The sequence below is a fragment of the Herpetosiphon llansteffanensis genome (assembly GCF_003205875.1).
GTDB classification, from domain to species: domain Bacteria; phylum Chloroflexota; class Chloroflexia; order Chloroflexales; family Herpetosiphonaceae; genus Herpetosiphon; species Herpetosiphon llansteffanensis.
Window position 1 is genome coordinate 1 of the sequence record NZ_PUBZ01000103.1, and the last position, 25209, is coordinate 25209.

Here is a 25209-nt window from a genome sequence, read left to right on the forward strand (position 1 = left end):
ACCTGACGATGAGCCACCACCACCGCCACCCGATGATGAACCGCCACCACCGCCACCACCTGACGATGAACCGCCGCCACCGCCGCCACCTGACGATGAACCGCCGCCACCAGCAGCAACCCCAGCACCAGCGCCAGCACCACTGCCACCGCCACTGCTGCTGCCGCCATCGGCGCTACCACCGCCGCCACCAGCGCTCGCAGTGCCATTACCGCCGCCACCTGAGGCTGAACCGTTACCTTCAAAGGTGACAATCTTCGAGGCTTCTTCTTCATGTTGGCGGAAGATTTGGTTGATTTGTTTGGAAACTTGGCTCCCAACACTCAAGACATTTTGCAAGCGCTTGAGGGTTGGAAACACATCATCTGCCATTTCAGCAAAAAATGCTTCAGCAGCAGCACCTTCCCAAGAATTTACAAGCTGGTCGTGCATGCGGCGAATCATCGATTCCATTTGCACTTGTTGATCGTGCAATTTTTGGAACCGAGTAGACACTTGCTCCACATCTTCAAACTTATTCTGTACAATATCTGCGGCCATGCAGCCTCCTAGCGAGCGCCGTCACAACTGCGACGGCAACAAAAAATACCACAAAACCTCCACAATTCTTGTTCTCTCACAAGACGGGCCATACCAAATGGGATTTCCAAGACTTTGGACAAGAAAAAGACGATGGGTACTAATCCCTCAACGGGATTAATACCTCATTAGGATACTAAATCAGGTCATTATTTGTCAACACGTTTTTCTGAAGCTTTCGAGGCAATTTTAAGCCTTGCATACGAATTTAACGCAAGGCTGCGAGGAAATGGGCAGTGGAGCGTTGGATAATCAGCTATTGCTGAATAATCGTCACAACTGGTTCATCGTTGACGAGGCTAATCTCAAATTGATAGTTGCCCGGCGGCAAATCATCTTGCCCAAAAATGGGATTTGGATCAGCAATGCCAAGATAGCGCTCGCCATCTTCCATCACAATATTGAGCTGATAATAATTTGGCAAGGCTACCTCAAAACCGATGTACGCGCTGGTTGCGCCAGCAGCCAGATTGCGGGCTGGCTCGGAATCGGTATAGCCACTTGACCCAAGCCACACTTCGCGGATGCCGCGATCGGTCGCGTTATGCACCCGAATTTGCACCGGTTTTGTGCTGCTGCTCCCTGAACCACATGCCATAAGCAACATTACTCCTAGTAGTACCATCATATTCAGCGAACAGATTCGTACCCATTTATTCAGCATAGACAACCTTGATCTCGGCTAAGGTTGTCATGGCGTGATCAAGCAGATTGATCACTTCAGCCTCACCAACACAGGAATAATCAATTATTCCATCGGCGTTGACAAAGCCAAGCCATGCTGTATGGGCTGCAATCACAATTCCAACAACCCGACTACCGATAATTTCCGTACCAGTAGAGCGTAAAAGCTCGATTGTGCCATACAGCTGAGCAGTTTGAAGTGCTTCAGCAAAACGCAGCGCAGCCACAGCACTCAGCCCAAACGCTGTTAAAAGACGTTGATCTGGGTTTTGTTTGGTAGCCGCTGCTTGTTCTTGCGTTAATTGAAAATTGATCGGCTCATTGATTCGTTGAGGAAATGCTGGTTCAAACCGGCGAACGAAACGCTGAAGGGCTTGAACACGGCTGGGTAGGGCTGTAAATTCATGCAAGCCAGCAATAATACTCATTTCAACAACCGTGTCACCATGATCATAATAGGCCACGCCATATTGTTCAGCAGTGGATTGTTGCCATGTGCTTAGCAGAACTACTTCAGCATTGACTGCCGTAAGAATCAACAAAAGTAATTCTTGATTAATTGCACTGGTATTAGTAGATTGATCATCAACGAGCCATCCATGCTGACGGAGTTCGTTGGAACCCTTTTCCCATAATGCTGTCGCTTGAGCTTGGTCAAGCGCCCGTGGCGATTCGACTTCAGCACCCAATAAGTTTGGGGCGGAAATCAGTGACAGCACGGCAAAAAGCTCAGCTGATGATAACCGAACTGGATAGGTTAATTCACGAATCGCTTGCATGAAACGCTCCATAGTTTATAACATTTGAGCTATTGGCATTACCCAACAGCCCAAATGTTAGCATTATAGGGTTGATCTACTCAAAAAGAGAATAAATCTCTGACTTTGTTTTTCGCGCTATTATAGGTATCACCGGCAGCATTTTTAACTGTCTCATAGGTATCACCGGCAACATTTTTAACTGTCTCATAGGTGCTTTTCATATCGACAACTGCACCCATGCCATTTCCCAAAGATTCAATAACGCCGTTTTGAATAATTGTTTGAACTGGTTTATTCAGGTTTAATCCATTGCCATCAATAAGTCCATAGGCGAGTTTTTGGTTCCAATAGCGAATCCCCGATTCTTGACCAGTTAATGGATCACGGGGGTCACGGTTTTCGCGCTTAAGATAATCGTAGCCAGGGCCTTCATTATGGTAATTTTTCAAATATCCGGCAGCATCGTGCATAATGCCATGATAGCCAACGGGGCTTTCGCCAGCGTCAACTGCATAATTACCATTACCCACTAACCCACCAGTTGGGTTAAGCATCGAGGCAAAGACGGGATCAATCCCTAAAGCATCGCCAACAACTTTACCATAGCGCAAACTTGAAGTACTACCTAAGAATTTTGGATGCAGGAAGTTGACATTTTCAGGCAATGGTTTGCCATTTTTACGCGCAATTTCTGCTGCTTGTTGCTGCAATTGTTTAAATTTCTCGTAATTGGCGGTCACTTGTTCGACTGATAAGCCGCGCGATTTGGCAATCTGGGCCAAAGCAGCTTGAATTTCTGCTTCCGATGCTTTGCCACTAGTGATTGTTTCCATGGCGGTATTTAATGCAGGATCGTCTGCACCTTTCAGTTTCGAGCCAACCATCCGATTCATATAATCGTCACTGAAGATTTGTTTGGTCGAAACTTGCCCAGGCAGTTGATTCGCTGGATTAGCGCTTGCTGCACCACCTGATGCTGCGCCACCTGATGCTGCACCACCTGATGTTGCGCCACCTGATGCTGCACCACCTGATGCTGCACCGCCCGATGCTGCGCTACCATCAAATATGATTTGCTTTGCAGCTTCATCTTCTGCTTGGCGGAAGATTTGGTTGATTTGCTTGGCCGTTTCACTGCCAACAATCAGCGTGTTTTGCAAACGCTTCAAGGCAGGAAAAACATTATCGGTCATTTCAGCAAAGAATGCTGTCGCAGCCTCGCCCTGCCAAGCACCACCACGTAATTGCTCATACATCTGGCGTACCATTGATTCCATTTGCACTTGTTGATCGTGCAGTTTCTGAAATCGAGCACCAGCTTGTTCGACTGCCTCATACCGATTGGCAATAATGTCTGCGGCCATGCAGCCTCCCTAGTAAGCACTGTCACAAATGCAACAGTAACAAAAAATACCACAAACCTTCCCCAAACGTTGTTCTCATTCAATGGGCATGATTAATTTAGGATGGATAAAAATGCTGGATCGATAAAAAAGCGTGGCATTAATTTTTTATTAATGCCACGCCATAATAATGAACCTAACGCTAATTGTCAATATACTATAAGGAAAACCTAATCGTATATTTGGTATAGATATGGTTGCTAATTGAGCGCTTCGAGGAATAGTACTGAGTAACATCAAGCCTAGCAGCAACCAACAATCGGCTACTGCTGAATAATCGTCACAATCGGTTCATCGTTGACGAGGCTAATCTCAAATTGATAGTTGCCCGGCGGCAAATCATCTTGCCCAAAAATGGGGTTTGGATCAGCAATGCCAAGATAGCGCTCGCCATCTTCCATCACGATTTGAAGTTGGCGATAATTTGGCAAGGCTGTTTCAAAGCCGATGTACGCGCTGGTTGCACCAGCAGCCAGATTGCGCGCTGGCTCGGAATCGGTATAGCCACTTGACCCAAGCCACACTTCGCGGATGCCGCGATCGGTCGCGTTATGCACCCGAATTTGCACCGGTTTTGTGCTGCTACTCTCTGAACCACATGCCATAAGCAATAGTACTCCTAGTAGTACCATCACATTCAGCGAACAGATTCGTACCCATTTATTCAGCATAGACAACCTTGATCTCGGCTAAGGTTGTCATGGCGTGATCAAGCAGATTGATCACTTCAGCCTCACCAACATAGGAATAATCAATTATTCCATCGGCGTTGACAAAGCCAAGCCATGCCGTATGGGCTGCAATCACAATTCCAACAACCCGACTACCGATAATTTCCGTACCAGTAGAGCGTAAAAGCTCGATTGTGCCATACAGCTGAGCAGTTTGAAGTGCTTCAGCAAAACGCAGCGCAGCCACAGCACTCAGCCCAAACGCTGTTAAAAGACGTTGATCTGGGTTTTGTTTGGTAGCCGCTGCTTGTTCTTGCGTTAATTGAAAATTGATCGGCTCATTGATTCGTTGAGGAAATGCTGGTTCAAACCGGCGAACGAAACGTTGGAGTGCTTGAACACGGCTAGGTAGGGCTGTAAATTCATGCAAGCCAGCAATAATACTCATTTCAACAACCGTGTCACCATGATCATAATAGGCCACGCCATATTGTTCAGCAGTGGATTGTTGCCATGTGCTTAGCAGAACTACTTCAGCATTGACTGCCGTAAGAATCAACAAAAGTAATTCTTGATTAATTGCACTGGTATTAGTAGATTGATCATCAACGAGCCATCCATGCTGACGGAGTTCGTTGGAACCCTTTTCCCATAATACTGTTGCTTGAGCTTGGTCAAGCGAGCGTGGCGATTCGACTTCAGCACCCAATAAGCCTGGGGCTGAAACTAGCGATAGCAAGGCAAAAAGTTCAGTTGCTGATAACCGAACTGGATAGGTCAATTCACGAATCGTTTGCATCACAGCCTCCAAAGTCGATTAAGAAGCATAATCTGCTGGAAAGGACCAGCAGATTATTACAAGATCATTCGCCAGTTTATTAACTAAAAGCTGAACAAATTCTTAGCCTTCCTTGAAGCCACATTCCATTGTTCGCTCGCTGCATCTTTGACATTATTAAATCCATCTTTGGTTGCATTCCAACCATCGTTGGCTGCATCTTTGGCAGCATTCCAGCCATCATTTGCAGCGTCTTTGACATCGCTGGCTGCATCTTTGGCAGCATTCCAGCCATCATTTGCAGCGTCTTTGGCAGCATTCCAGCCATCGCTAGCTGCGTCTTTAACCGCATTAACCCCATCATTGACAGTTTTCTTGAGATCGACAAATTCACCCATTCCTTCGCCTGCCAATTCAGAAAGCCGATTTATACGATTCTGATGCTCCAAATCACGAGGACTCATTCCTTCATTCAGCTTAGCAAATTTCTCATTCCAATAGCGAATCCCTGATTCTTGACCAGTTAATGGATCGCCACGATTTCGCCCTTCTGAGTTGAGGTAATCATAGCCTGGACCCATATTCTGATAGTTAAAGAGATAGCCACCAGCATCATGCATAATGCCATGATAGCCAACAGGACGTTCGCCAGCATCAATTGCATAATTACCCCAGCCTACTAAGCCACCAGTTGGATTGAGTAATGAGCCAAAAACCGGATCAACACCTAAAGCATCACTAATAACCTTACCATAGCGTAAACTTGAGGTGCTACCTAAAAAATTAGGGTGGCGCTTTAGGTCAAGAGCATCAACGGCAGATTTGCCATTAGCTGCGCCATTTGCCTCAGCTTTCTTCCTTAGATCAACAAATTTATCATAATCGGCTTGAATTTTTTCGAGTGGAATGCCGCGTGATTTGGCAATTTGGGCCAAAGCTGCATCTTTTTCGGCTTGCGAAATATTATCATTAAGCAGCGTTTCCATGGCTTTATTCAGTGCTGGGTCATCCATCCCTTGCATTTTTGTACCAACCAAACGATCCATATAATCATCATTAAAGATCGTTTTGCGTAAATCTGGCTTTGAAGAATCATCTGATAGCGCAGCACCAATGCTGACACTTGCCAATCCATGCTTTGCAGCAAGTCCAGCATCAGCCAGCATAGCCCCAATCGATCCACCGTCAAAGGTCATATATTTTGCAGCAGCTTCTTCTGCTTGGCGAAAGATTTGATTGATTTGCGTAGCCATTTCGCTGCCAACAATTAGCGTTTGTTGCAGGCGCTTCAGGGCCGGAAAAACATTGTCGGTCATTTCAGCAAAAAATGCTGTAGCAGCGGCACCTTGCCAAGCACCGCTACGCAATTGTTCGTAGGTACGACGCACCATCGCTTCCATTTGCGCTTGTTGATCATGCAGTTTCTGAAATCGAGCGCCAGCTTGTTCAACGACCTCATACTTATTCGCGATGATGTCTGCGGCCATACAGCCTCCTTGGTAAGACTGCCACAAATGTGGCGGTGATCAAAGAAAATAGATCAAAAACTTATATTATTTGTCAGGCAAAATAAAAATCCCAAGCATTTGGGTAAGTAGAATTTGGTAGCTATAGATTAATTGCAATTTAGAATATATTGCCCATCATCATAATAAACCTAACACTAATTGTCAACATGTTGCTAGGTTTTCTTAGCACTTATTTTTGGTATAGATACCATTGCTAGTTGAGCGCTTCAGGGAATGGGTATTGATAGGCATTCAATACAAGCCAGCGCCAACTCAATAATATCAAACCAGCTAACAACACACTGCATTCAAGTAAGCCAAAACGTTGCTCGTTGCTGGCGCTGGCGAATTGCCCACACCAACAACCCAGCAACCAACCACTGCATCACCAGCACCGTATCGGAATCATAAACCGGAATACCTTGCGCCGAACGATAATCGCTGCTGGGCAAAAGATAACAAAAGCCGATCAGCAACCCCAGGAGGCTATAACCAATCAGTTTGAACCCTCGTTTGAGTTGCTTCATTTCGCCTCGCTACACACAAAAAGAAGCCCAGACCACGCTTAATGGTCTGAGCCTAGATAGAGAATAACGCTTATTCTTCGCCAGCAAACAGTGTAGCTAGCTTGGCAACTTGATGTTTGGCCCGAATCGGATCGCCGGTTGAGCCATCGTTTGGTGCATAGGCAACGAACAAGATTGACCCATTGCTACCAAAACTGCTATACACTCCTTGGCTTGGCAGTTGCTGCTTCAGGGTTTGCTGCGCGGCCTGATGCTGATTTTGGTTTTCAAAGGCATACAACGCCACATGTATTTGCCAAGCCTCGTTATAAAAACCAAGTGCCTCTTGTGCACCAAGCGTTTGCGCTGGCACAAAGGCTGGTTCTTGGGTTAAGCTGAGGTCGCTGGTCGCCAGTACCCGCGCCGATCGTTCCAAATGGGGATTGGTAATTTGGGTCATGAGCGTATCCTTATCATTAGTTGGGCTTTGGGTCATGCTGCGTAGATCTGGCTGAGCGCTGCTGCAACTTCCCAGTAGATACAAACAGCTAAGCCACAGAAGCCAACGCATTAGGGTGTTCCTGGAGCAGGAATCGGCGCGGTCAATAGCTCCGCATCGGCCCATTCATTATTTTTAGTATGCTCAATCAGCGTATCCCATTGAGCTTCAGTGTAGCCTGCATTCACATAGGCATCCTTCAAGCCATCCATATTGCCATTGAAATAGGCATCGGCAACCACATCTTCGCCAACCAAGCTCGATAAAGAACTGACAAATTCGTAATTACCTTGGTAGTTCCCACGGCTGGGTAAGCCAAGATTATCGGTTGTGCTGCGGGTAAAGTATTCAGTCACGCCTTCGTTTAATGGCTGGCTGACATGAATCATGGCTTCATCGGAATATTTATGCACCCCTTCGTGAATCATCGTGCCAGGGTTGCCTTTATCTTGATGAATCCAAACCCGACCCTCGCTATCGACAAAGCCATTGATCGCATCGCGTTTGCCCGATTCCCAAACATCTTTGCCATAATGATTAATCCCGGCAATATCCCAATTGGTATCATCGACTACGCCAACGCGGCCTGTAATTTGGCGATTATCGGCGACTGCATCGCTAACATACGAGCCAAGATGATCACGAATTGCCGTGTCTGCATCAGGAGCGCTAGTATGGGCAACAGTGCCGCTATGGTTCATGCCAAGGCTAACCACGAGATTGAGATAGTTATCGGTGCCCAATTCTTTGTGCAATTCAGCCATCAAAGCCGAATCCGACCAAATTTCTTTAAGCTGCTCAGGCGTGGCATTGGCAATAATATCCTTGATTGCATTCGCATCGTAGCCCATTCCGCCCATGGCATCACGCATTTGATCTTTAACATTGTCGCTGCCACTGTTATTGGTGCCAAACGCAGCATCGAAAACATTTTGGACTTGGCCAAAGACGGCTCCCATGCCACCGATTTCGGGGGTTGGATTCGCACCGCTGCCCCCACCAGCACCGCCAGCATTTTCCTCTTGCGTACCACCGCGATCAAAGCTAACGAGCTTTGAAGCCTCTTCTTCTGCTTGACGGAAGGTTTGCGAAATTTGGCTGGTGAGGGTACTGGCGCTGGTCAAGGCCGTTTGCAACCGCTTGAGGGTTGGGAAAATCGCATCGTCCATTTCCGCGAAAAAGGCAACTGCCGCATCGCCTTGCCATGTGTTGCGCAAGTGTTGGTAGGTTTGGCGCACCATCGCTTCCATTTGGGTTTGCTGATCGTGCAGTTTTTGAAACTGCGTCGCCACTTGGCCAAGTCGTTCGTACTCACATTGCACGACATCTGCTGCCATACTGGCTCCTTGTGCTGCTCACAGGAACACCATGAGCGTAAAATAGCGGGCTTACCAGCATAATCAAACGAGTAAGCCAACCTACTCCTATGAATACAGATTGGTCGTAGCAAGCATGAAGAGCGATGAAAGCAAAATGACAGGCAATGATTATACTTGAATAGCTAAGTACTAATCAGCAACTAGGAGTAATGTCGCATGCAGCATAGTCAATGATCTTATGTTTTGTCAAGAGCTAATTATTGGAGTTGCTAGGTTAAAAGAGCAAGGCAACCGCAAGGAAGGCCCTTGGGTTGCCTTGGAATTGATGCTTGAAATTATCGCAGCACGTTCAGTGGAAATAACAACCGCTGCTTTTCAGTCAGGCTTCTCGTATCCCAGATAATCACGAATTGCTCTTTACCACCAGAGGCCAATTGGCTGCCATCAGCGTTCCAAGCGAGCGTGGTTACGCGCTCGACGTGGCCGTTGAAGGTGTGTGTCACTTCGTCGCTGGCAGGATCATACAATTCGATTAAGCCGCTGCTCGTGCCAATCGCCAAAGTATTGGCACTTGGATGAAACGCCAAGCCGGCAAACTGGTGCTCGTCACTCGTATGGGTAGCAACAATTGCCCACGAATTGGTATCCCAAACCAGCACACTGCCGCCATTTTTATCGCCGCTACTGGCTGCTAACCATCGTCCATCGTGGCTCCACGCCAATTTGCCTGGCTGATATTTGAGGCTGGATTCTTTGAAGGCCTGCACTTGTTGGCCGCTGACAACCTCCCAAACCTGCACAACGCCGCTAAAATCGTTGCTCGCCAGCAATTGGCCATCGGGGCTGAGCGCAATTTCAACAATCGAGCCAGTTTTGGCGGGCGCACCAAAGGTCGTCGTAGCCTCGCCGGTTGCCAAATTCCAGGCTTGCAACATACTGCCTTTGTTGTAGGCAGCAATCAGGGTTTGCTGATCAGGCGTGATTGCAAGAGCGCTGACTTCAAAAACGTTGGTTTGGGCATCCAAGTGGCGCGGTTTAGCATTCCACGTAGCCACCTGTTTGCCTGTGCTCGCATCCCACGTCGTAATCGTTTTACGATCGGTTGAAGCGACGAGTGGAACACCAGGCGCGAAGCCAAGGTAGATTGATTGGTCAGCGAAGGTTTGTTCGTTGGAGTTCGTTGCCAGATTCCAACGATACACACCATCGTAGCCAACGCCAGCCAAAAGCTTAGCATTCGCCTGAAACTGAAGGGCGACAATATCGCCGCGAAAGTTAACCCCTGGCCCAACATTAATTCCGATTGTTGGCACTGGATTGCCTCCCGATGAGCTACAAGCAGTTAAGAGTGCGCCAACGATAGTTACCAGTAGCAAAGAAATTTGCTTGCACCCAACGCGCGAAATTGTCTGCAAGGGGTTAACGTAGCGCATGAACCTAGTTTCCTTCTAATACAATCAGCGAACTGACTTCAAACCAAACCCAGCTCTCATCATCGCAGATGTGCAGATCGAGGTTTTGGTCTTGATCGTGAACAAGGGTTTGGCGTTGGCTGTTTTTACCCAAATAGCCCAACACATCGTACTCATCTTGGACTGAGAGCACATAGTAGGGCTGTTCGCGGCTGCCATCGCCAGTCATTAAAATGCCATCCATCACGGTTTTAGCAAAATGGGCCTCGCGCAAGGTATTATCCTTATCGCCAAGCTCGTTGTAGGCAATTGCCAAGAGATTATGCAAGCCAGGGCTTAGCAACGCCCCGGGCAACAAACTCCGCAACTGCTTGATGACAGTTGGGTAATCGCCTTTGCTAAAAGCAGCATTCGCTACTTCGTTGGGCGAAATTTGCGGTGAATAATTACCGCTGGCCATCACCGCCTCGCGCAAAGCCATAAAATGCTCGCGATTGGGCTGAGACCAATATTGATAGGCTGCATCGTTCAATGTCATACAGTGTCCTTGTGATTAATCAGTTACTTCGTTTTACCAACCGGCGTTGGGGTCGGAGTTGCGGTTGGTGGCACTGGTGTTGGGCCAGGAGTTGGCACTGGCACAGGTTGCGGCGTTGGCTTAGGAATATGGCTCTCGAACTCGGATAAGGTCAAATTATCGCGGTAGCTTTCACCATACTGGCGTGCATCGCTCTCAACTGGCTGGCTTTCGTACTTGGCAAAATCGCTTTCTGGGCTAATGTAGTTGGCGAAGTTTTCGTGCCATTCGTTGGCCATAGCTTCAGTCACATCGTTAACTGGCCATTTGGGGCTATCTTGCACGCCAATCGAGCGCAAGAATTTATCAAAGGTGCTGGGGTTGGCCAAAATACCCATTTGGCGTTGCACTTCATGGCGCACTTCATGGGCCACAGTGTTCAACACGCGATCTGCATCGCCCATGTTGTCAAGGTCGATAAATACCCCTTGATCATTGCGATAGCCAAAGAGATCCAAGCCTGGTGGATCAGCCAAGTCGGAAACGGTGACTGGCACATGTTCGATGCCATATTCATCACAAATTTTGTTGGAGATGCTTTGCAGCACTGCTGCTTGTTGGTCGGGAGTAAGGGTTGCCCATTTGGCATTGACTGCGGGATCAAGCCCACCGCTTCCGCCAGCACCAGCATCGAAGCTTGGGCCACCAGCCGAGAAACTGGCCCCATTTTCACCACCAACGCCAGCCGCTGCGCCACCACCAGCAGCACCGCCATTGCCATCGAATTTCATCAATTTTGAGGCTTCTTCTTCTGCTTGGCGAAAGGTTTGTGAAATTTGGGTGGTGAGGGTGCTGGCACTGGTCAAGGCAGTTTGCAAACGTTTGAGGGTTGGAAAAATCGCATCGTCCATTTCAGCAAAGAAGGCAACTGCCGCATCGCCTTGCCAGGTGCTGCGCAATTGTTGGTAGGTTTGGCGCACCATGGCTTCCATTTGGGTTTGTTGATCGTGCAGTTTTTGAAACTGCGTTGCCACCTGTCCGAGCCGTTCGTAATCACTTTGCACGAGATCTGCTGCCATTTTGGCTCCTTGTGGTCGCCATACCATAGTGGATGGCGTTAAAATAGCGGGTTTGCACTGCAAACCAAAAAAGAGGATTGAACACTCCTCCTAAACCAATATTAGTCACCGGAATCAATAAAATAGGAATATGGCGGCATGAGGTTAGCTAGCCCGCCGCCCAACAACAGGGGTACTAATAGCTGTTTAGGAGCGATGTCGTATGCAGCATAGCCAACTAGGATAGGTTTTGTCAAGAGGATTGACGAGCTAATTGTGAGGGATTTTTAATTTATTGCCTACCCCAAACCCTTCAAACAATCAATTATGTCAAACAAAATAGGCTGAATTGGAGCCTCAGGCTGTTTGGGCAACCATTAATTGGTACTGATTGAGAGAAATATATCGCCAGCAGGTGTAATAAAAAAGCTCCCGGGGCGGGTTGAGCCAAAGACCGGAATTGCATCGTATATTGGGACGGTCAACTGGAACGCATCGCCATCGAACTCAAATGCATCGCGGACTGATTGGGGATACCATGGTTTAAATGTAGATTCTTTCCATTGAGGCTGCCAACTCAATGGCTGGGCTTGACTGCGCAATTGTTCGAGATCAGTCGCAGCAAAGCTCAAAACGGCTTCAACTTGTATATCGGTGGGGCCTGGCACTGAACGATCCGTCTGAGGGTTGAGGGTTGTCGTTGTCCACTGCACGCTGGTTGGTTGAACTGGCAAGCTAACAAACGCTGCCAAGCCTTCAATATCCGTCCGCACAGCAGCTGCTGCGATAGGCGTTGGCGTGGCGGTTTGGCTGGCACAGCCCCATACCATGCAGCCCAAGATCAAACTAGCAATCAAACGCACGCAGCGCATCCTTTCTATCAACTCTGCAATTAATCATCCGCTACGCTACAATAGCCACGCGGGCAAGCATTTGTCAAACAGTATCTCAATAAAGACAGATGTGCTAAAATGGCAGTGTATTTTGGTTATAAGGAGTTTTCACGATGAGCGATACCGATCAAGAATGGGTTGAACGTTTAGAAGCAATTCAAGCGCAACTTGGCGAGCTCTATAGCAATATCGAGGAATTACGCGGCATCGTGCGTGAGGCGGGCCGCAAAAACGATGCCCAAGCCTTCAACGAGCCGCTTGAGCGTTTAGCCCGTTATGGTCGTTTATTCAGCGATATTCATGTCAGCTGGACAGCCGCCGATTAAGCAGTAAAAACGCCCCACCGCTGTTGCAGAGTGCGGCGGGGCGTTGCTCTCGCTTAGGGGTGAATATCAATTCGATAATTAGCTGGAATGCTACCGTTGCTCACATGAATAAAGTAATCGCCGCTGCCTTCAGGAGCGTGCAATACGCCATGTGCGCCTGGGGCAATCGCATAGACTTGGCCGACAGGATTGCGATCCTGATCATACAATTTAACATCAATAAAGCTATCATTCAGCATCCCTACGCTGATCGTATGCCCAAGACTCGCTGGAACGCGCAGATAATCATTGCGATCATCGCCACTAAGCAGCCCAGTCATTGTTCTTTTATCAAGGCTGGTCGCCAGATCAAGCTCGTCGCCAGCATCACCAGCGCTCTCAGCATCATTTTGCGCTTCAAAATCAGCGAAAACGACATAGCCTTCAGTGCCATCGACCCGCAGAAACAAAGGCCCAGCTTGGGTCTCATGCAAAATCCAGCTATAGGTAAGGATGGGATTGGTTGCACTGGCATTCATAGCCAAGGGTTTTTGGGCTGCATCAAAAAGTTGAATCTGCAAATCGTGGCTGCTTTGGGCCTTGAGCGTTAGGATACCTGCTGTTGGCGGCATATCAAGCCTAAAATAATCGGTAGTATCAATATCGCCAAGCGTGCCAGCAATCGAAATAGCATAATTAGTAAGCTCATGCATCCCTATTTGGCGCACATTAGGCGCAAATGTCAGCGTGGTTGCTTCAGCAAGCTCGGCTCCTGCATCACCAGTTACTGTCCCATCATATTGATCGGCGGCACTGGCACTTAAGCTAAACAGCGCATTGCCCTGAAACTCCCAAACAACCTGCCCACCTTCGGGCATGCCAAATGTATAAACAAATATTTCGCTGCGGCCAGGATACACCTTGATTGCTTTTAAGTAGTTGTGATCATGATCATATAAGGTAACAGTCAGATGCTTGGGCGATTGAGGCTCAACGGTAATCGTACTGGTAACTACGCCACCAATTGGTACATCAAGCCAATAGTAGCGATTTGATTCACTGGCACTGGCATTGATTTGACCAACAAGCGGGGCCGCAGTGTCAAAACTACTGTTAGCAGCCAGCGAAGCATCAGCAGGATTGGCGGCGGCAGGAGCCGCCGCTATGGTTGGCGAGTTTGGCTGGCTCGGTGGCATACGTGCGCCATCAGCACAAGCAACAAACATACTTAGGCACAGCAGTATGATACTCAACCATCGCATTGTTGTACTCCTTTACAACAGCGATGATTGAGGACATCGCCGTTCCTAGGCTTGGGATTCTTCGCTCATCCCAAGCACATTAAAGCCACCATCAACATAGACCACTTCACCAGTCACGCCGCTGGCGAGATCTGAGCACAACCACAAGGCCGTATTACCCACATCTTCAATCGTAATTGCGCGGCGCATCGGGTTGGCATTGGTAAAAGCCTTGTGCAAACGGCGAAAATTGCCAATGCCCGAAGCAGAAAGCGTGCGAATTGGGCCAGCACTAATTGCATTCACTCGCAAGCCATCGGGGCCAAGGTCGGCGGCTAGATAGCGTACACTTGCTTCAAGCGCAGCCTTCGCAACGCCCATCACGTTGTAGTTGGCCACAACCTTTTCAGCTCCGTAATAGCTCAGGGTCAAAATATTGGCGTTGGGGTTCAGCAATGGCAAGGCAGCTTTGGTGAGCGCAACCAACGAAAAAGCGCTAATATCCATCGCCAAGCGCCAGCCATCGCGGCTACTATCGATAAAGCGCCCAGAAAGATCTTCGCGCTTGGCATAGGCTACGCTATGCACCAAAATATCAAACGAGCCAAACTCAGCCCCAAGCTTCTCAAACAGGGTAGCAATTTGGGCATCGTCGCTCACATCGCATTGCTGCACAAAACTCACGCCAAGTTGCTCGGCCAATGGGCGCACGCGGCGCTCCAAACTTTCGCCAGCATACGAAAAAGCCAATTCAGCCCCAGCTTGTTTGAGGGCTTGAGCAATGCCCCAGGCAATTGAATGATCATTGGCAATACCAACAATTAAGGCTTTTTTCCCTTTGAGCAAATCCATTGTGTCTCCTGAACTAGCACATTGTTCAGCGGCACACCACCACTGTAACAAATCTCAACGGCAACAATATGACAAAACTTGTCAATCACCCAGCAGGGCTTCTTATGGTTCGGAGCGAGTTGGCTGATTGAGTTGTTGGCAAACCCAATTAAGACTCGCGGCTAAATTTTCATCGCAATAGCGCCATGTATGGCCGCCAGGCCGTTCGCGATAAATATGCGGAATATGCTGTTGGCGGAGCGCATGATGAAATGAGCGATTCTCCTCGACTAAAAAATCGTCAAGCCCACAATCAAAATGCATTGCAGGAATGGGCGCAACCAATTGGTTAAGCATCCGAAAAAGGCTATATTGCTGGCGAATTGGGCTATCGACCGGCCCGAAAATCACCATATTCGAGGGATCATCGATCCAGCGCGGCGCATCAACCGCGCCACTATGGCTAAACACGGTGCTCCAATGCTGCGAATAGCCCAAGCCTAAGCGCAACGCACCATAGCCACCCATCGAAACGCCACCGATTGCCCGCCCCTCACGTTGCTTGATTGTCGTATACTGAGCATCAATAAATTGAGGCAACTCGACAGCGAGGAACTCCTCAATCTGCTGGCCACCAAGGCCATTGGCATAAAACGAGCGTCCACAATGCGGCATTACCACAATTAAGCGCGTCGCAGCAATATATTGCCGGATATCCGTATAATCCAACCAGCACATATAACTATCTGACAACCCGTGGAGCAAGGTAACAACCGGACACGCTGGCCCGTTTGGCGAATGGTCGGGCGGCACAAGCACTGCGATCGGCACAACCAGATCGAGCATCGTACTGGTGCAAGCAATGACCTCTAATTGATGCATGGTGGTTGCTCGTCTCCATCCGAGATGCTGGAACTGAGCCAAGCATACCGCAGGCTTTAGCGGCTCGTCAACTGCGCAGCGCGTCATTAGCCGCGATTTAGTTATGGAGTTAAGTCAATGTATAAGGCAGGAGAATTGGTCAAAAAGTCGATTGTTCGGGTGGATACTGGTAATATTATTGGTTCGGTCGCTGATCTGTTGGTCGATCACGCTGCCGGGCGGATTGTTGGCTTGCTCACCAACACAGGCGGTTTGTTTCGCGAGGCCACGGTAGTTGAATGGGCGCAAGTGCTGGTTTGGGCTGGCGATGTGATTTTGGTCAAAGCTGGCTGCGAAGTACTCCGCGCCAACGCCATTCCCCATTTTCATAGCATTTTGGAGAAAAAAATTCACCTGACTGGCACGGCGGCAATTGGTCGCTCCGGCAACAAATTGGGTACAATTGGCGAATTGTTGCTCGATGAAACTGGCTTAATCGTCGGCTATGTGATTACGCGTGGAGTTTTGAAGGGCGAGCGCCAATATGTGCTCAGCGCTGGAGTGGCGGGCATTGGCAGCGATGCAGTGGTGATTTACGATGAAGCCTTGCGCGATACGCTCGAAGGGCTTGAGCCAAACATCCCCGACCCCAAATTAACCATGGTTATGCCGTTGACTGGCACGCGAGTGAGCGTTGAAGTTCCTGCCAGCACCCCAACGCCAAGCGAACCCAAACCAAGCCCAGCTGATGTGCAACGGTTGTCGTCGGATGAGATTGATGCTATTCTGCGCGGCGATCAACCTATTCCTGGAGCAAGTAGTGAACATTAAAGATTCGTGGGCTACGATCGAGCCGCTTGATCAGGCTGCAATCGAGCAAGCGCAACAACGCCAAAACCAATTAACCAAGCCCCAAGGAGCGCTTGGTCAGCTTGAAGCATTGTCCATTCAATTGGCCGGAATCCGCCAGCAATGCCCGCCAACGATTCAAAAACCAATCATTATTGTGGCAGCAGCGGATCATGGGGTGGCGGAATATGGCGTGAGTGCGTATCCCTCAAGCGTTACCGCCCAAATGGTGGGCAATTTTTTGGCTGGTGGTGCAGCAGTCAGCGTGTTGGCCCGCCATGTTGGGGCCGAATTATTGATTGTTGATGCTGGAGTGCAAACCGCCATCAGCAGCAGCGCGCCGAATTTCCGCAGCGAATGGCTGGGGCCTGGCACCAAGAACTTGGCAATTGAACCAGCAATGAGCCACGAACAAGCTCAATCTGCCCTTGCACGGGGCATTGCGCTGGCCCATGAGCTTGCCGATGCAGGCCACGATTTAATTGCGCTTGGTGAGATGGGCATTGGCAATACGACCGCCGCCGCATGTTTAACCGCAATCTATTGCCAGCAAGCAGCAGCAGTGGTGACCGGCCATGGCACTGGAGTGCAAGCGGCGCAATATCAACGCAAAATCGAGGTTGTGAGCCAAGCGGTGGCGCGGGTTGGCGAAAATCGTGGCAAGCTCGAACCATTGGCCGAGGTTGGCGGCTTTGAAATTGGCATCTTAGCTGGAATTATCGTGGGTGCTGCTCAACGCCGTGTGCCAATTTTGCTTGATGGTTTTATTACGACAGCTGCCGCTTTGGTAGCCCAAGTGATTGTTCCCCAAACAATTGACTATTGTATTGCCGCCCATTGCGGCGCAGAGCCAGGCCATCGCATTGCCCTGCAACAACTTGGCTTACGACCCTTACTGCAACTCGATTTACGGCTTGGCGAAGGCAGCGGCGCTGCTTTGGCGATTCCATTGGTGCAAGCAGCCTGCAATATTCTTGGCGAGATGGCAACCTTTGCCAGCGCCCAAGTTGATACTGCCAGCTAAAAAAACAACGGCCAGCAGGCAAATCCTACTGGCCGTGCTTCAACCCAAAAGGTTCTACCACGAAACCCCATCTTTTTTGGCATCGAAAGTATCCAAATCAAGCTCCATTGGTGGGCGCACCGCAAAATCGGTATATTCTTGTTGCTTGAGTGGAGCCAAAATCGAGGCAATAACCGTGACCACTAAGCCCAGCATAATTGCCAAGAATGCCAAAGCCCCTGCTGGCGAATCATCAGCAAACAACATCATTGGCACAACAATAAACGAGAGCACTGCTAAAACAAGCACAAACAGCGTGCCAATAACTGAATAGGTACGCTTGTTGGTCAAATGATTGTTTGACTCACTGGCCATTGATCGATCACTCCTTAACTGGTTGGTGGTTGCTACGCTCTATTTTAGCGTAACGACGGGCGCTTGTAAAACGCTACACCCGCCAACATTGCTGTTGACGGGTGCGACTGACGTTGTTCGATTGCAGACTAGGGAAGCACGATAAGCTTATTGCAGGCTAACATCATCAACAAAGAACGATGTCGTCAATGAGCTATCTGTTGTGGTTTCAAAGCGGATGCGCACCGTTTGACCTGCGTAGGCTGCTAAACTCAAGTTTTCAGCAACCCAAGCGTTTTCGGTATTAACATTTGAGCGGGTTGCCAAGGTTCCCAACAGGGTTCCGCTGGTGTTGTAGACCCGCACGCGCAGGTAGTCGTAGGCAGTTGTTGTGCCTTCGTTGCTGGTTTGATACCAGTAGAAGTTCAACGACGAACCTGCTGGGACAGTTACCGTTTGATACAGCCCTTCGTTGGCATTGTTGTAGCCACCCATATACACGCTGTAGCTACCAGTGCGTGGGCGCGTGGTATCGATCAAGCCATAGCCACCGCTTGATGCTTGGGTCCAGCCAGTCGTGCCACTTTCGAAGCCACCATTGACGATGCTACCACCGCCTGGAGGTGGGGTTGCGGTTGGTGGAACGACGGTTGGCGTGGTTGGTGGTGGCGTTGGGGTTGGCGTGGTTCCGCCGTTGTTGACTGCACGGTACACATTGATCCGACCACACGTCCAGTTGCTGCCCGTGCCAGAAATGGTATCTGAGGTCGAGCAGATACGATCGCGAATTTGGCTATTGCTCAAGCCTTGTGAGGCCAACAAGCCAGCCAAACCAGCAACGTGTGGGGTTGCCATTGAGGTACCGTTGATCGTGTTGTAGCCACTGTTGATCCAGGTTGAGTAGATGCTCGAACCTGGGGCAGCAACTTCAACCCACGAACCGTAGTTCGAGAACGATGAGCGCGCATCGCTTGAGGTGGTTGAGGCAACGGCGAAACAGTTGGTGTAGGCTGCTGGGTACGAGTTGGTGACGCTTGAGGTGTTGCTGTTACCAGCAGCACATGCCAAGAACACACCACGGCCCCAAGCGTAATCAACAGCATTTTGCAATGCGGTCGAACCGCCGCCACCAAGGCTCAAGTTGATAACTTTGGCACCATTGTCAGCAGCGTAGGTGATGCCATTGGCCACACCGGCCAAGGTTCCACTACCGCTGTTGTTCAACACGCGCACCGGCATCAACTTACAATTTGGACACGTACCAGCGCCACCAGTGCTGTTATTGGTTTCAGCAGCGCTTGTGCCTGCAACGTGCGTGCCGTGGCCATTGCCGTCGGCTGGGGTTGCGTCGTTGTCGATGTAGTCATAGCCAGCCACCATCTTGGCATCAAGATCAGGGTGGTTGCTTTGAATCCCAGTATCAACAACTGCAATTACGACGCTGCTGCTACCTTGCGTAATATCCCAGCCGGTATATGCTTGAATGACACCCCATGCCCATTGTGAGCTTAGGCTTGGGTCATTGGGCGTAAAATTCATGGAATAAATAAAGTTTGGTTCGGCATATTCGACATTAGGATTTTGCTTCAAGCTGGCTAAGACAGCTTCGCGACCAGCGAGGGTATCGTTGCTTTTGAGGCTCGCAACTTCAATAACTTCTGCATCAAGTGCTGCAATCCGATCAATTTGTACAGCACCAATCGCTTTGAGGGCTGATGATCGGTTGGCTTTTTCGGTCGTGGCTTTGAATTTGACCACAAACTGGCCTGCTACTGCTGGAGCAGCAACATCGACCCGATCAACAGGTTTGCCAGGGTTGCGAGTTTGACCAAATGAAGGGTTGGGAGCACTGAAGATAATAACCAGGCTGCAGATCAACACGAATGAAACAAACAGACGCTTCAAGGGTGCCTCCTCAATATGTGGGTTGCAAATTTACCATGGGCAATCCCAATACCAAACACTGGCTGGATTACCACACATACACATCATTGTTGCGAAGGAATCGGTGAGGTCGTTGGAAGCTTCCGAAGTCGCATGCCCCTTTCTGTGGATGAAAGATAAGTGGCCAGTCGAACAACGTCGGGTACTCATCTAGATGAGTATGCAGGATATATTAAATCATTTTAACGAAATTGTCAAAATTATTAATATTTATTTGGCATAAGTCCCAAATGTGCATAAAAAAACCGCCCATGATCTGAAGATCATAGGCGGTTTGGTAGTTGCTACGTACTGATTATTTTAGAAAATGATGATCATGGAAATCCTCCCCAGCTAGTGCATATGGCCTCAACACAACCAATATAGCTGTGAATTCACAATGTCTCGTCACTCCAGCGATGAATCGCAATCATCGGTAGTGTTCTACCCTATATTTGGGCAGAGCAACAGTTGGACTCCGAGACCTGCACACCCTCAATCTTAGAAGATTATCACACCCATAAACAAACCCTTCAAACATGTCCAGCTGCAAAAGCTCAATTAATCTAGAAGATAATGATCATGGTAGCCTCCCTCGCAATCTACAGGAAGATGATCCCGTACATTGGTCAGATTCTATGGAGTGTCATGGTGTTAGGCAATACGCTAGCTGTAGAGTGTCTGGATGGCTTGTAAACTTTCGCGCTTGATGCTGAGAACGCTCACAAGCAAACCATTAATACATGAACCAAACTGATTCCTAGGCCGAATAGCGATGATTCATCATACAAATGGCTTCTACAGGCTATCGTAGGTGGGTTGTTAGGTTTATTGTACGTCGAGATCGGTTTCTTGTCAAAAATTTTAATGGTTCTTTGGTACTAAAGGGGGATAGCTATCCCCCCTCAAAGCACCAAAAAGGTTTAACCACGGCCTGTAAAGCATGACCTTGGTCCTACACCATGGGCTAGCATAGTGGTTATTATAGTACTACACTAGCATCCATACGGTCAGCAAATACGCATTTCATCTATACCATTAATTTTTAGCGTCATTGCGAAATTGCTGACACACTATAGTCAAACATTGCTTATTTCAAGCAGGCTGCTGCAAAAATCTGTCAACGCTATCCTAGCCGTTGCGTTTTAAGCGCCCAGTCCGTTTGGCATACTCCTCGCCGCGCAAGAAGATCCACAAGCCCAAGGGTACAAGCAGTATGCCGCTGCCAAGCAATGGCAACAAATAGCTCCCCCACAGCGCAATTGGCCCTGCATTATGTTGCAACGCGCGACGCATGCCTTCCAACACATAGGTCGCTGGCGAAATCGATGCTAGCGGTTGCATCCAGGTTGGCAAAACGCTAATTGGATAATAAACGCCTGAAACCAACAAAATCGTGGCTTTGACAATGTTGGTCATCTGCGCCCCACGTTCGGGAAAGAGCAACGGCAATACCGCAGCCACAATCCCTAAACCAATAAAACTAATGCTGCCCGTCAGCAGAATCACCGTCGCCCCAAGAAAATTGGCATTATCAAGGCTAATTTGAAAGAATACTGCCACAAAGGCCAAGATAATTCCGGTGTGAAACAAGCCCCAAAAGACTGCAAAAATCGTCGTCCCCAGCATATGCGTCAGCCGTGAGATCGGTGCCATAAAGGTATATTCAATTGTGCCTTCCCAGCGCTCCCATTGCACCGATTCAGCAATACAATCGAACACCACCGCCAAATAGTGCCAAACCAATGTGCCAACAATCAAATAGAGAATCGTGGCATCAATCGTTGCTTGGTCGAATTCTTGGCCAGTAATTGCACCAACCGCCTTGCCAATGAAGGTAATCGATAAGGCATTGACAATTGAATAGATCAACCAAACAACTTCCCAGCCCCAATAGCGTTTAATCAAATTAATGTTGCGCTCAACGAATGCATACGACGCACGAGTTTCACGCCAGAATGAACGCCCAAATGCCATAACCAGCTCCTTTGTTGTGCGATAGTGGGTAGTTGCAGCATGCATTGTAGCGCGTTCTGGCCCAAGCCAAATCCGCCAAAAGGCAGAAGTATAAAATATGAAGGATGAAGGATGAGGGATGAAAAAGTCAAAAATCAAAATAAGAACAAAGAGCATAGAGCATAGAACATAAAAGTCAGAAGGATGAGAGATGAGGGATGAGGGATGAAAAGGTCAAAAGGAAGAAGGCAAAAAAGATCATACTTTTAGGTTTTAACGCAGAGGAGTATGGCTTTGGGCTATTGGCTATGGGCAATCGGAAGCATAATCAGAGAAATCTGTGCCAATCTGTGGCGAACAAACTTAACCTTCGTGTCCTTCGTGCTCTTCGCGGTTTCGTGCTGTTCGTCGATTGGGATTTTAACGCAGAGGCGCAGAGAAAAGGATGAAGGATGAGGGATGAAGGATACTATTGGCTATGGGCCTTGGGCTAGTGCAACAATAATCACAACAATCTGTGGAATCTGTGGCCAAAACAACCTTCGCGCTCTTCGCGTTCTTCGCGGTTGCTGGCTTTTGTGTCGCTTCGTGGAACTCAAAAAAGCCCACACCTGAAATGAATCAGCTGTGGGCTGCCAAGGCACAAATTCAAGGGCTAGGCGGTTACATTTTTGCCAATTGCTGCCAACATATCTTCGATGCTAGTAAATTTGACCCGTGGCCGACCAGTGGCAGCGCCGTTGGCAACCTCAATCTCATCGAGCCGTTGCCAATCGGCAAAGGTCACATAGTTGGGCTGGCGTACTTGCACCAATTTTTCAATGCTTTCGCGATCGGCGTGGCTTGGGCTGAGCAATTGACCAGCTGCCACATCTTCGAGCATACATTGCACGGTTTCCACCGCATCTGGTTTATTGGTGCCAATCACGCCGCTTGGCCCACGCTTGATCCAGCCAGCGGTATATTCGCCAGCTTTTGGCTGTTGGCTGGTTGGATCGATAAGCCGGCCTTTTTCATTGAGGAAGGTTCCCCAGCGTTCGTTGAATGGCACATCGACCAAGGGCGCACCCCGATAGCCGACCGACCGAAACACCAAGCCGACTGGCAAATCTTCGGTTTCGCCAGTTGGGCGCGAGGCAATGCTGCCAGCATCGCTGGCATAGAGTTCGTTTTTGGCCAAGCGCAAACCAGCCACCCGACCGTCACTATCGCCAAGCACTTCGGTTGGGCTAACCAAGAAGCGGAAGATCAAGCGGCGTTTTTTGCCTTCTGGCTGGCGTTGAGCATAGCCTTGCAGCAATTCGACTTTTTTCTGAGCAGCTTTATCGCCGCCAGCTTCCAAAGCGGCGCGGCTCACGTCGTCGAGCGCAACTTCACTGGGAATCGCCACCACATCAGCTTCTTCCAGCTCGCCCAATTCTTTAACTTCTGGGGTGGTAAACGCTGCCTGGGCGGGGCCACGCCGGCCTAATAAGTAGACTTCTTTGATACTGCTTTTGCTCAACGCTTCGAGCGCATGATCGGCAATATCGGTGCGGGCCAGTTCTTCGTGTGAAAGACACAAAATCCGCGCCACATCAATTGCCACGTTGCCAACCCCAACCACTGCTACCCGCTCTTGCGAAAGATCGAATTGCAAATGGCGATAATCGGGATGGCCGTTATACCAAGCAACAAAGGCGGTGGCCGGAAAACTGTTGGTCAGATCCTCGCCAGGAATGCCCATATGGCGATCGCTTTGAGCGCCAGTAGCATATAAAATTTGATGATAATGCTCGACCAAATCGGCGTGGCTCAGATCTTTGCCATATTCAACATAGCCAAAAAAGCGGAAGCGCGGGTTTTTGGCCACGAGGTTAAAGGCCTTGGTAACGGTTTTGATCTTTTGGTGATCGGGGGCAACGCCGCCGCGCACCAAACCAAACGGCGTTGGCAACCGATCAAACATATCCACTTCAATTACCAAGTCGCTTTGTTTGAGCAAATGATCGGCTGCATAAAACGCCGATGGTCCAGAACCAATGATCGCAACCCGTAATGGCTGCGCTTCAGTTCCCACAGTTGTCATGATCACAATCCTTTTGAGCGTCTAGCCCTCTTCGATAATTTGAGTTTCGAGGGTATCGAGCTTGCCTTCATATTCCCCAAGTTGCGCCTTGACGACATCACCAATTGAGACAATGCCAAGCAAAATGTCGCCATCGAGAATTGGCAAATGGCGAAAGCGGCGACTGGTCATGGTTTGGAGCACCGCTTTAAGATCATCACTGGGGCGACCGGTTATTACATTGGCCGTCATCACATGCTGCACTTGACGCTCAAAAATTGCTGGGTCTTGGGCGGCTGCCCGAATAATATCCCGCTCGGAGATAATTCCCGCAATCCGATCAGCTTCAATCACCACCAACGCGCCAATGTTGTGTTCGGATAAAATCGCAACGGCTTGGCTGAGTAGTGTTTGTGGATTGATCGTATGAATGATTGGACTTTTGGTTGCAAGCACATGCTTGATCTTCATAGCGTACCTCCAATTCTATCAGCGAATGGGGACGATGTAGGGCAACGATGCCATGCTGATAGTATCATACTTATGTCGCTTGCGATAGGCAAGATCAGTGCCTACCATGCTTAATTGATAATTAATTTTGGTCACAATCGCTGATTTGAAATTGCATATGAGGTTTTATGCTCGATCCTGAGGTTTTCTCGACGCAACGCTTGGTTGCCAGTGCTATCAGCCTTGAACACATCGATTTAATCGCCGCCATGCACCAGAATCCAACCATGATGGCAACCCTTGGCGGCCTGCAAGATCGCCAACGCACGCAGCAAGGTCTTGAAATGCAGACCAACGATTGGCAGCAAGCAGGCTATGGCTTATGTGTGTTTCACGATCGGGCTAGCGGGGCGTTTGTTGGGCGCGGCGGTTTGCGCTTGGTTCAGCTTGATCATCAGCCAGAGACCGAAATTGCCTATGCCTTGCTGCCCGAATGGTGGGGCCAAGGCCTCGCAACCGAGATTGCTCGTCAAGCACGGGTAGTGGCTTTTGAGCAGTTGCAACTCGATTCGCTAGTCTTGTTCACGATGACGACCAATTTTGCCTCGCAACGAGTAGCCGAAAAATTAGGCATGGTCTATGAACGTAATTTTGAGCGCGCCAACCTGCCGCATGTGCTGTTTCGCCAAACCAGGCAGGCTTAAATTCCCCTCACCCCCCAACCCCCTCTCCCACTAGACGCGGGCGAGGGGGAGCCGAACATTATTCACCAAACATTGTGCAAGAACTATGGAGTTAAAG

General features: G+C 49.1%; 26 protein-coding genes. 4 read left to right on the plus strand and 22 right to left on the minus strand.

All coding sequences use genetic code 11. From position 1 onward, the window contains the following. From C5S61_RS14870 to C5S61_RS14935, 14 genes are all read right to left on the minus strand, one after another. A partial coding sequence (locus C5S61_RS14870) for a WXG100 family type VII secretion target (protein WP_164689507.1) occupies positions 1 to 540 on the minus strand: 540 nt, incomplete at its 3' end. Positions 541 to 835: 295 nt separating this feature from the next. Then, complete coding sequence (locus C5S61_RS14875; RefSeq protein ID WP_124033435.1) at positions 836 to 1177, minus strand: hypothetical protein; 342 nt, start codon at positions 1175 to 1177, stop codon at positions 836 to 838. Between the two features lie 55 nt (positions 1178 to 1232). Then, the gene (locus C5S61_RS14880) at positions 1233 to 2042 is read right to left on the minus strand and encodes a hypothetical protein (RefSeq protein WP_110515935.1); all 810 of its coding nucleotides are present in this window, start codon (positions 2040 to 2042) and stop codon (positions 1233 to 1235) included. Positions 2043 to 2122: 80 nt separating this feature from the next. Further along, a complete protein-coding gene (locus tag C5S61_RS14885; protein WP_110515937.1) occupies positions 2123 to 3388 on the minus strand; it encodes a WXG100 family type VII secretion target in 1266 nt (421 codons plus the stop codon). Between the two features lie 302 nt (positions 3389 to 3690). Beyond that, the gene (locus C5S61_RS14890) at positions 3691 to 4032 is read right to left on the minus strand and encodes a hypothetical protein (protein ID WP_110515939.1); all 342 of its coding nucleotides are present in this window, start codon (positions 4030 to 4032) and stop codon (positions 3691 to 3693) included. A 55-nt stretch (positions 4033 to 4087) separates the two neighbouring features. Then, positions 4088 to 4897, minus strand: a complete 810-nt coding sequence (locus C5S61_RS14895; protein WP_110515941.1) for a hypothetical protein — start codon at positions 4895 to 4897, stop codon at positions 4088 to 4090. 83 nt (positions 4898 to 4980) lie between these two features. Further along, a complete protein-coding gene (locus tag C5S61_RS14900; RefSeq protein WP_110515943.1) occupies positions 4981 to 6363 on the minus strand; it encodes a WXG100 family type VII secretion target in 1383 nt (460 codons plus the stop codon). A gap of 329 nt (positions 6364 to 6692) precedes the next feature. Then, positions 6693 to 6911, minus strand: a complete 219-nt coding sequence (locus C5S61_RS14905; protein ID WP_110515945.1) for a hypothetical protein — start codon at positions 6909 to 6911, stop codon at positions 6693 to 6695. 70 nt (positions 6912 to 6981) lie between these two features. Beyond that, entirely contained in the window at positions 6982 to 7461 is a 480-nt protein-coding gene (locus C5S61_RS14910; RefSeq protein ID WP_110515947.1) for a hypothetical protein, read from the minus strand. Continuing rightward, positions 7461 to 8726, minus strand: coding sequence for a WXG100 family type VII secretion target (locus C5S61_RS14915; RefSeq protein WP_110515949.1), 1266 nt, complete (start codon positions 8724 to 8726; stop codon positions 7461 to 7463). The genes C5S61_RS14910 and C5S61_RS14915 overlap by 1 nt, the downstream gene beginning before the upstream one ends. Positions 8727 to 9043: 317 nt before the next feature. Further along, on the minus strand, positions 9044 to 10141 hold the full coding sequence (locus C5S61_RS14920) for a WD40 repeat domain-containing protein (RefSeq protein WP_110515951.1): 1098 nt from the start codon (positions 10139 to 10141) through the stop codon (positions 9044 to 9046). Between the two features lie 4 nt (positions 10142 to 10145). After that, a complete protein-coding gene (locus tag C5S61_RS14925) occupies positions 10146 to 10658 on the minus strand; it encodes a DUF4919 domain-containing protein (RefSeq protein WP_110515953.1) in 513 nt (170 codons plus the stop codon). Between the two features lie 23 nt (positions 10659 to 10681). After that, positions 10682 to 11716, minus strand: a complete 1035-nt coding sequence (locus C5S61_RS14930) for a WXG100 family type VII secretion target (RefSeq protein ID WP_164689509.1) — start codon at positions 11714 to 11716, stop codon at positions 10682 to 10684. Between the two features lie 356 nt (positions 11717 to 12072). Then, complete coding sequence (locus C5S61_RS14935; RefSeq protein WP_110515957.1) at positions 12073 to 12558, minus strand: hypothetical protein; 486 nt, start codon at positions 12556 to 12558, stop codon at positions 12073 to 12075. A gap of 143 nt (positions 12559 to 12701) precedes the next feature. Here C5S61_RS14935 and C5S61_RS14940 point away from each other — a divergent pair, with 143 nt between their 5' ends. Then, on the plus strand, positions 12702 to 12914 hold the full coding sequence (locus C5S61_RS14940; protein WP_110515959.1) for a hypothetical protein: 213 nt from the start codon (positions 12702 to 12704) through the stop codon (positions 12912 to 12914). 53 nt (positions 12915 to 12967) lie between these two features. Here C5S61_RS14940 and C5S61_RS14945 read toward each other — a convergent pair whose 3' ends face one another. The 3 genes from C5S61_RS14945 to C5S61_RS14955 all read right to left on the minus strand — a co-directional run bounded on the left by C5S61_RS14945 (position 12968) and on the right by C5S61_RS14955 (position 15847). Further along, the gene (locus tag C5S61_RS14945; RefSeq protein WP_124033436.1) at positions 12968 to 14155 is read right to left on the minus strand and encodes a hypothetical protein; all 1188 of its coding nucleotides are present in this window, start codon (positions 14153 to 14155) and stop codon (positions 12968 to 12970) included. Positions 14156 to 14200: 45 nt separating this feature from the next. Beyond that, positions 14201 to 14986 carry an enoyl-ACP reductase FabI gene (locus C5S61_RS14950; protein ID WP_110515963.1) on the minus strand — a complete coding sequence of 262 codons (786 nt, stop codon included), beginning with the start codon at positions 14984 to 14986 and terminating at the stop codon, positions 14201 to 14203. Positions 14987 to 15088: 102 nt separating this feature from the next. After that, complete coding sequence (locus C5S61_RS14955) at positions 15089 to 15847, minus strand: alpha/beta hydrolase (RefSeq protein WP_164689510.1); 759 nt, start codon at positions 15845 to 15847, stop codon at positions 15089 to 15091. Between the two features lie 117 nt (positions 15848 to 15964). On the opposite strand from C5S61_RS14955, the gene C5S61_RS14960 reads away from it, so the two are divergent. Further along, complete coding sequence (locus C5S61_RS14960) at positions 15965 to 16657, plus strand: PRC-barrel domain-containing protein (protein WP_110515967.1); 693 nt, start codon at positions 15965 to 15967, stop codon at positions 16655 to 16657. Further along, positions 16647 to 17699 (plus strand): nicotinate-nucleotide--dimethylbenzimidazole phosphoribosyltransferase, encoded by a 1053-nt coding sequence (gene cobT, locus C5S61_RS14965; protein WP_110515969.1) that lies wholly within the window; start codon positions 16647 to 16649, stop codon positions 17697 to 17699. The genes C5S61_RS14960 and cobT overlap by 11 nt, the downstream gene beginning before the upstream one ends. Before the next feature lie 54 nt (positions 17700 to 17753). Here the strand turns inward: cobT and C5S61_RS14970 are convergent, their stop codons facing one another. The 5 genes from C5S61_RS14970 to C5S61_RS14995 all read right to left on the minus strand — a co-directional run bounded on the left by C5S61_RS14970 (position 17754) and on the right by C5S61_RS14995 (position 24429). Beyond that, positions 17754 to 18053 (minus strand): hypothetical protein, encoded by a 300-nt coding sequence (locus tag C5S61_RS14970; RefSeq protein WP_110515971.1) that lies wholly within the window; start codon positions 18051 to 18053, stop codon positions 17754 to 17756. A 147-nt stretch (positions 18054 to 18200) separates the two neighbouring features. Continuing rightward, positions 18201 to 19937 (minus strand): S8 family peptidase, encoded by a 1737-nt coding sequence (locus C5S61_RS14975; RefSeq protein ID WP_110515973.1) that lies wholly within the window; start codon positions 19935 to 19937, stop codon positions 18201 to 18203. A 1149-nt stretch (positions 19938 to 21086) separates the two neighbouring features. After that, on the minus strand, positions 21087 to 21932 hold the full coding sequence (locus C5S61_RS14980) for an ABC transporter permease (RefSeq protein ID WP_110515975.1): 846 nt from the start codon (positions 21930 to 21932) through the stop codon (positions 21087 to 21089). Between the two features lie 634 nt (positions 21933 to 22566). Continuing rightward, positions 22567 to 23979: an FAD-dependent oxidoreductase gene (locus tag C5S61_RS14990; protein ID WP_110515979.1), complete on the minus strand. Its 1413-nt coding sequence runs from the start codon at positions 23977 to 23979 to the stop codon at positions 22567 to 22569. 21 nt (positions 23980 to 24000) lie between these two features. Beyond that, positions 24001 to 24429, minus strand: a complete 429-nt coding sequence (locus tag C5S61_RS14995) for a CBS domain-containing protein (protein ID WP_110515981.1) — start codon at positions 24427 to 24429, stop codon at positions 24001 to 24003. 167 nt (positions 24430 to 24596) lie between these two features. Here C5S61_RS14995 and C5S61_RS15000 point away from each other — a divergent pair, with 167 nt between their 5' ends. Further along, positions 24597 to 25112, plus strand: coding sequence for a GNAT family N-acetyltransferase (locus tag C5S61_RS15000; RefSeq protein WP_110515983.1), 516 nt, complete (start codon positions 24597 to 24599; stop codon positions 25110 to 25112). Positions 25113 to 25209: the final 97 nt, after the last annotated feature.

Coding starts and splice junctions, on each gene's coding strand:
- C5S61_RS14895 (WP_110515941.1), bottom strand. CDS start 4,897: ATGCAAACGATTCGTGAATTGACCTATCCAGTTCGGTTATCAGCAACT.
- C5S61_RS14915 (WP_110515949.1), bottom strand. CDS start 8,726: ATGGCAGCAGATGTCGTGCAATGTGAGTACGAACGACTTGGCCAAGTG.
- C5S61_RS14885 (WP_110515937.1), bottom strand. CDS start 3,388: ATGGCCGCAGACATTATTGCCAATCGGTATGAGGCAGTCGAACAAGCT.
- C5S61_RS14990 (WP_110515979.1), bottom strand. CDS start 23,979: ATGACAACTGTGGGAACTGAAGCGCAGCCATTACGGGTTGCGATCATT.
- C5S61_RS14950 (WP_110515963.1), bottom strand. CDS start 14,986: ATGGATTTGCTCAAAGGGAAAAAAGCCTTAATTGTTGGTATTGCCAAT.
- C5S61_RS14955 (WP_164689510.1), bottom strand. CDS start 15,847: ATGCATCAATTAGAGGTCATTGCTTGCACCAGTACGATGCTCGATCTG.
- C5S61_RS14995 (WP_110515981.1), bottom strand. CDS start 24,429: ATGAAGATCAAGCATGTGCTTGCAACCAAAAGTCCAATCATTCATACG.
- C5S61_RS14875 (WP_124033435.1), bottom strand. CDS start 1,177: ATGGCATGTGGTTCAGGGAGCAGCAGCACAAAACCGGTGCAAATTCGG.
- C5S61_RS14905 (WP_110515945.1), bottom strand. CDS start 6,911: ATGAAGCAACTCAAACGAGGGTTCAAACTGATTGGTTATAGCCTCCTG.
- C5S61_RS14945 (WP_124033436.1), bottom strand. CDS start 14,155: ATGCGATGGTTGAGTATCATACTGCTGTGCCTAAGTATGTTTGTTGCT.
- C5S61_RS14880 (WP_110515935.1), bottom strand. CDS start 2,042: ATGCAAGCGATTCGTGAATTAACCTATCCAGTTCGGTTATCATCAGCT.
- C5S61_RS14920 (WP_110515951.1), bottom strand. CDS start 10,141: ATGCGCTACGTTAACCCCTTGCAGACAATTTCGCGCGTTGGGTGCAAG.
- C5S61_RS14940 (WP_110515959.1), top strand. CDS start 12,702: ATGAGCGATACCGATCAAGAATGGGTTGAACGTTTAGAAGCAATTCAA.
- C5S61_RS14930 (WP_164689509.1), bottom strand. CDS start 11,716: ATGGCAGCAGATCTCGTGCAAAGTGATTACGAACGGCTCGGACAGGTG.
- C5S61_RS14910 (WP_110515947.1), bottom strand. CDS start 7,461: ATGCGTTGGCTTCTGTGGCTTAGCTGTTTGTATCTACTGGGAAGTTGC.
- C5S61_RS14925 (WP_110515953.1), bottom strand. CDS start 10,658: ATGACATTGAACGATGCAGCCTATCAATATTGGTCTCAGCCCAATCGC.
- C5S61_RS14980 (WP_110515975.1), bottom strand. CDS start 21,932: ATGGCATTTGGGCGTTCATTCTGGCGTGAAACTCGTGCGTCGTATGCA.
- C5S61_RS14890 (WP_110515939.1), bottom strand. CDS start 4,032: ATGGCATGTGGTTCAGAGAGTAGCAGCACAAAACCGGTGCAAATTCGG.
- C5S61_RS14900 (WP_110515943.1), bottom strand. CDS start 6,363: ATGGCCGCAGACATCATCGCGAATAAGTATGAGGTCGTTGAACAAGCT.
- C5S61_RS14970 (WP_110515971.1), bottom strand. CDS start 18,053: ATGGCCAGTGAGTCAAACAATCATTTGACCAACAAGCGTACCTATTCA.
- C5S61_RS15000 (WP_110515983.1), top strand. CDS start 24,597: ATGCTCGATCCTGAGGTTTTCTCGACGCAACGCTTGGTTGCCAGTGCT.
- C5S61_RS14960 (WP_110515967.1), top strand. CDS start 15,965: ATGTATAAGGCAGGAGAATTGGTCAAAAAGTCGATTGTTCGGGTGGAT.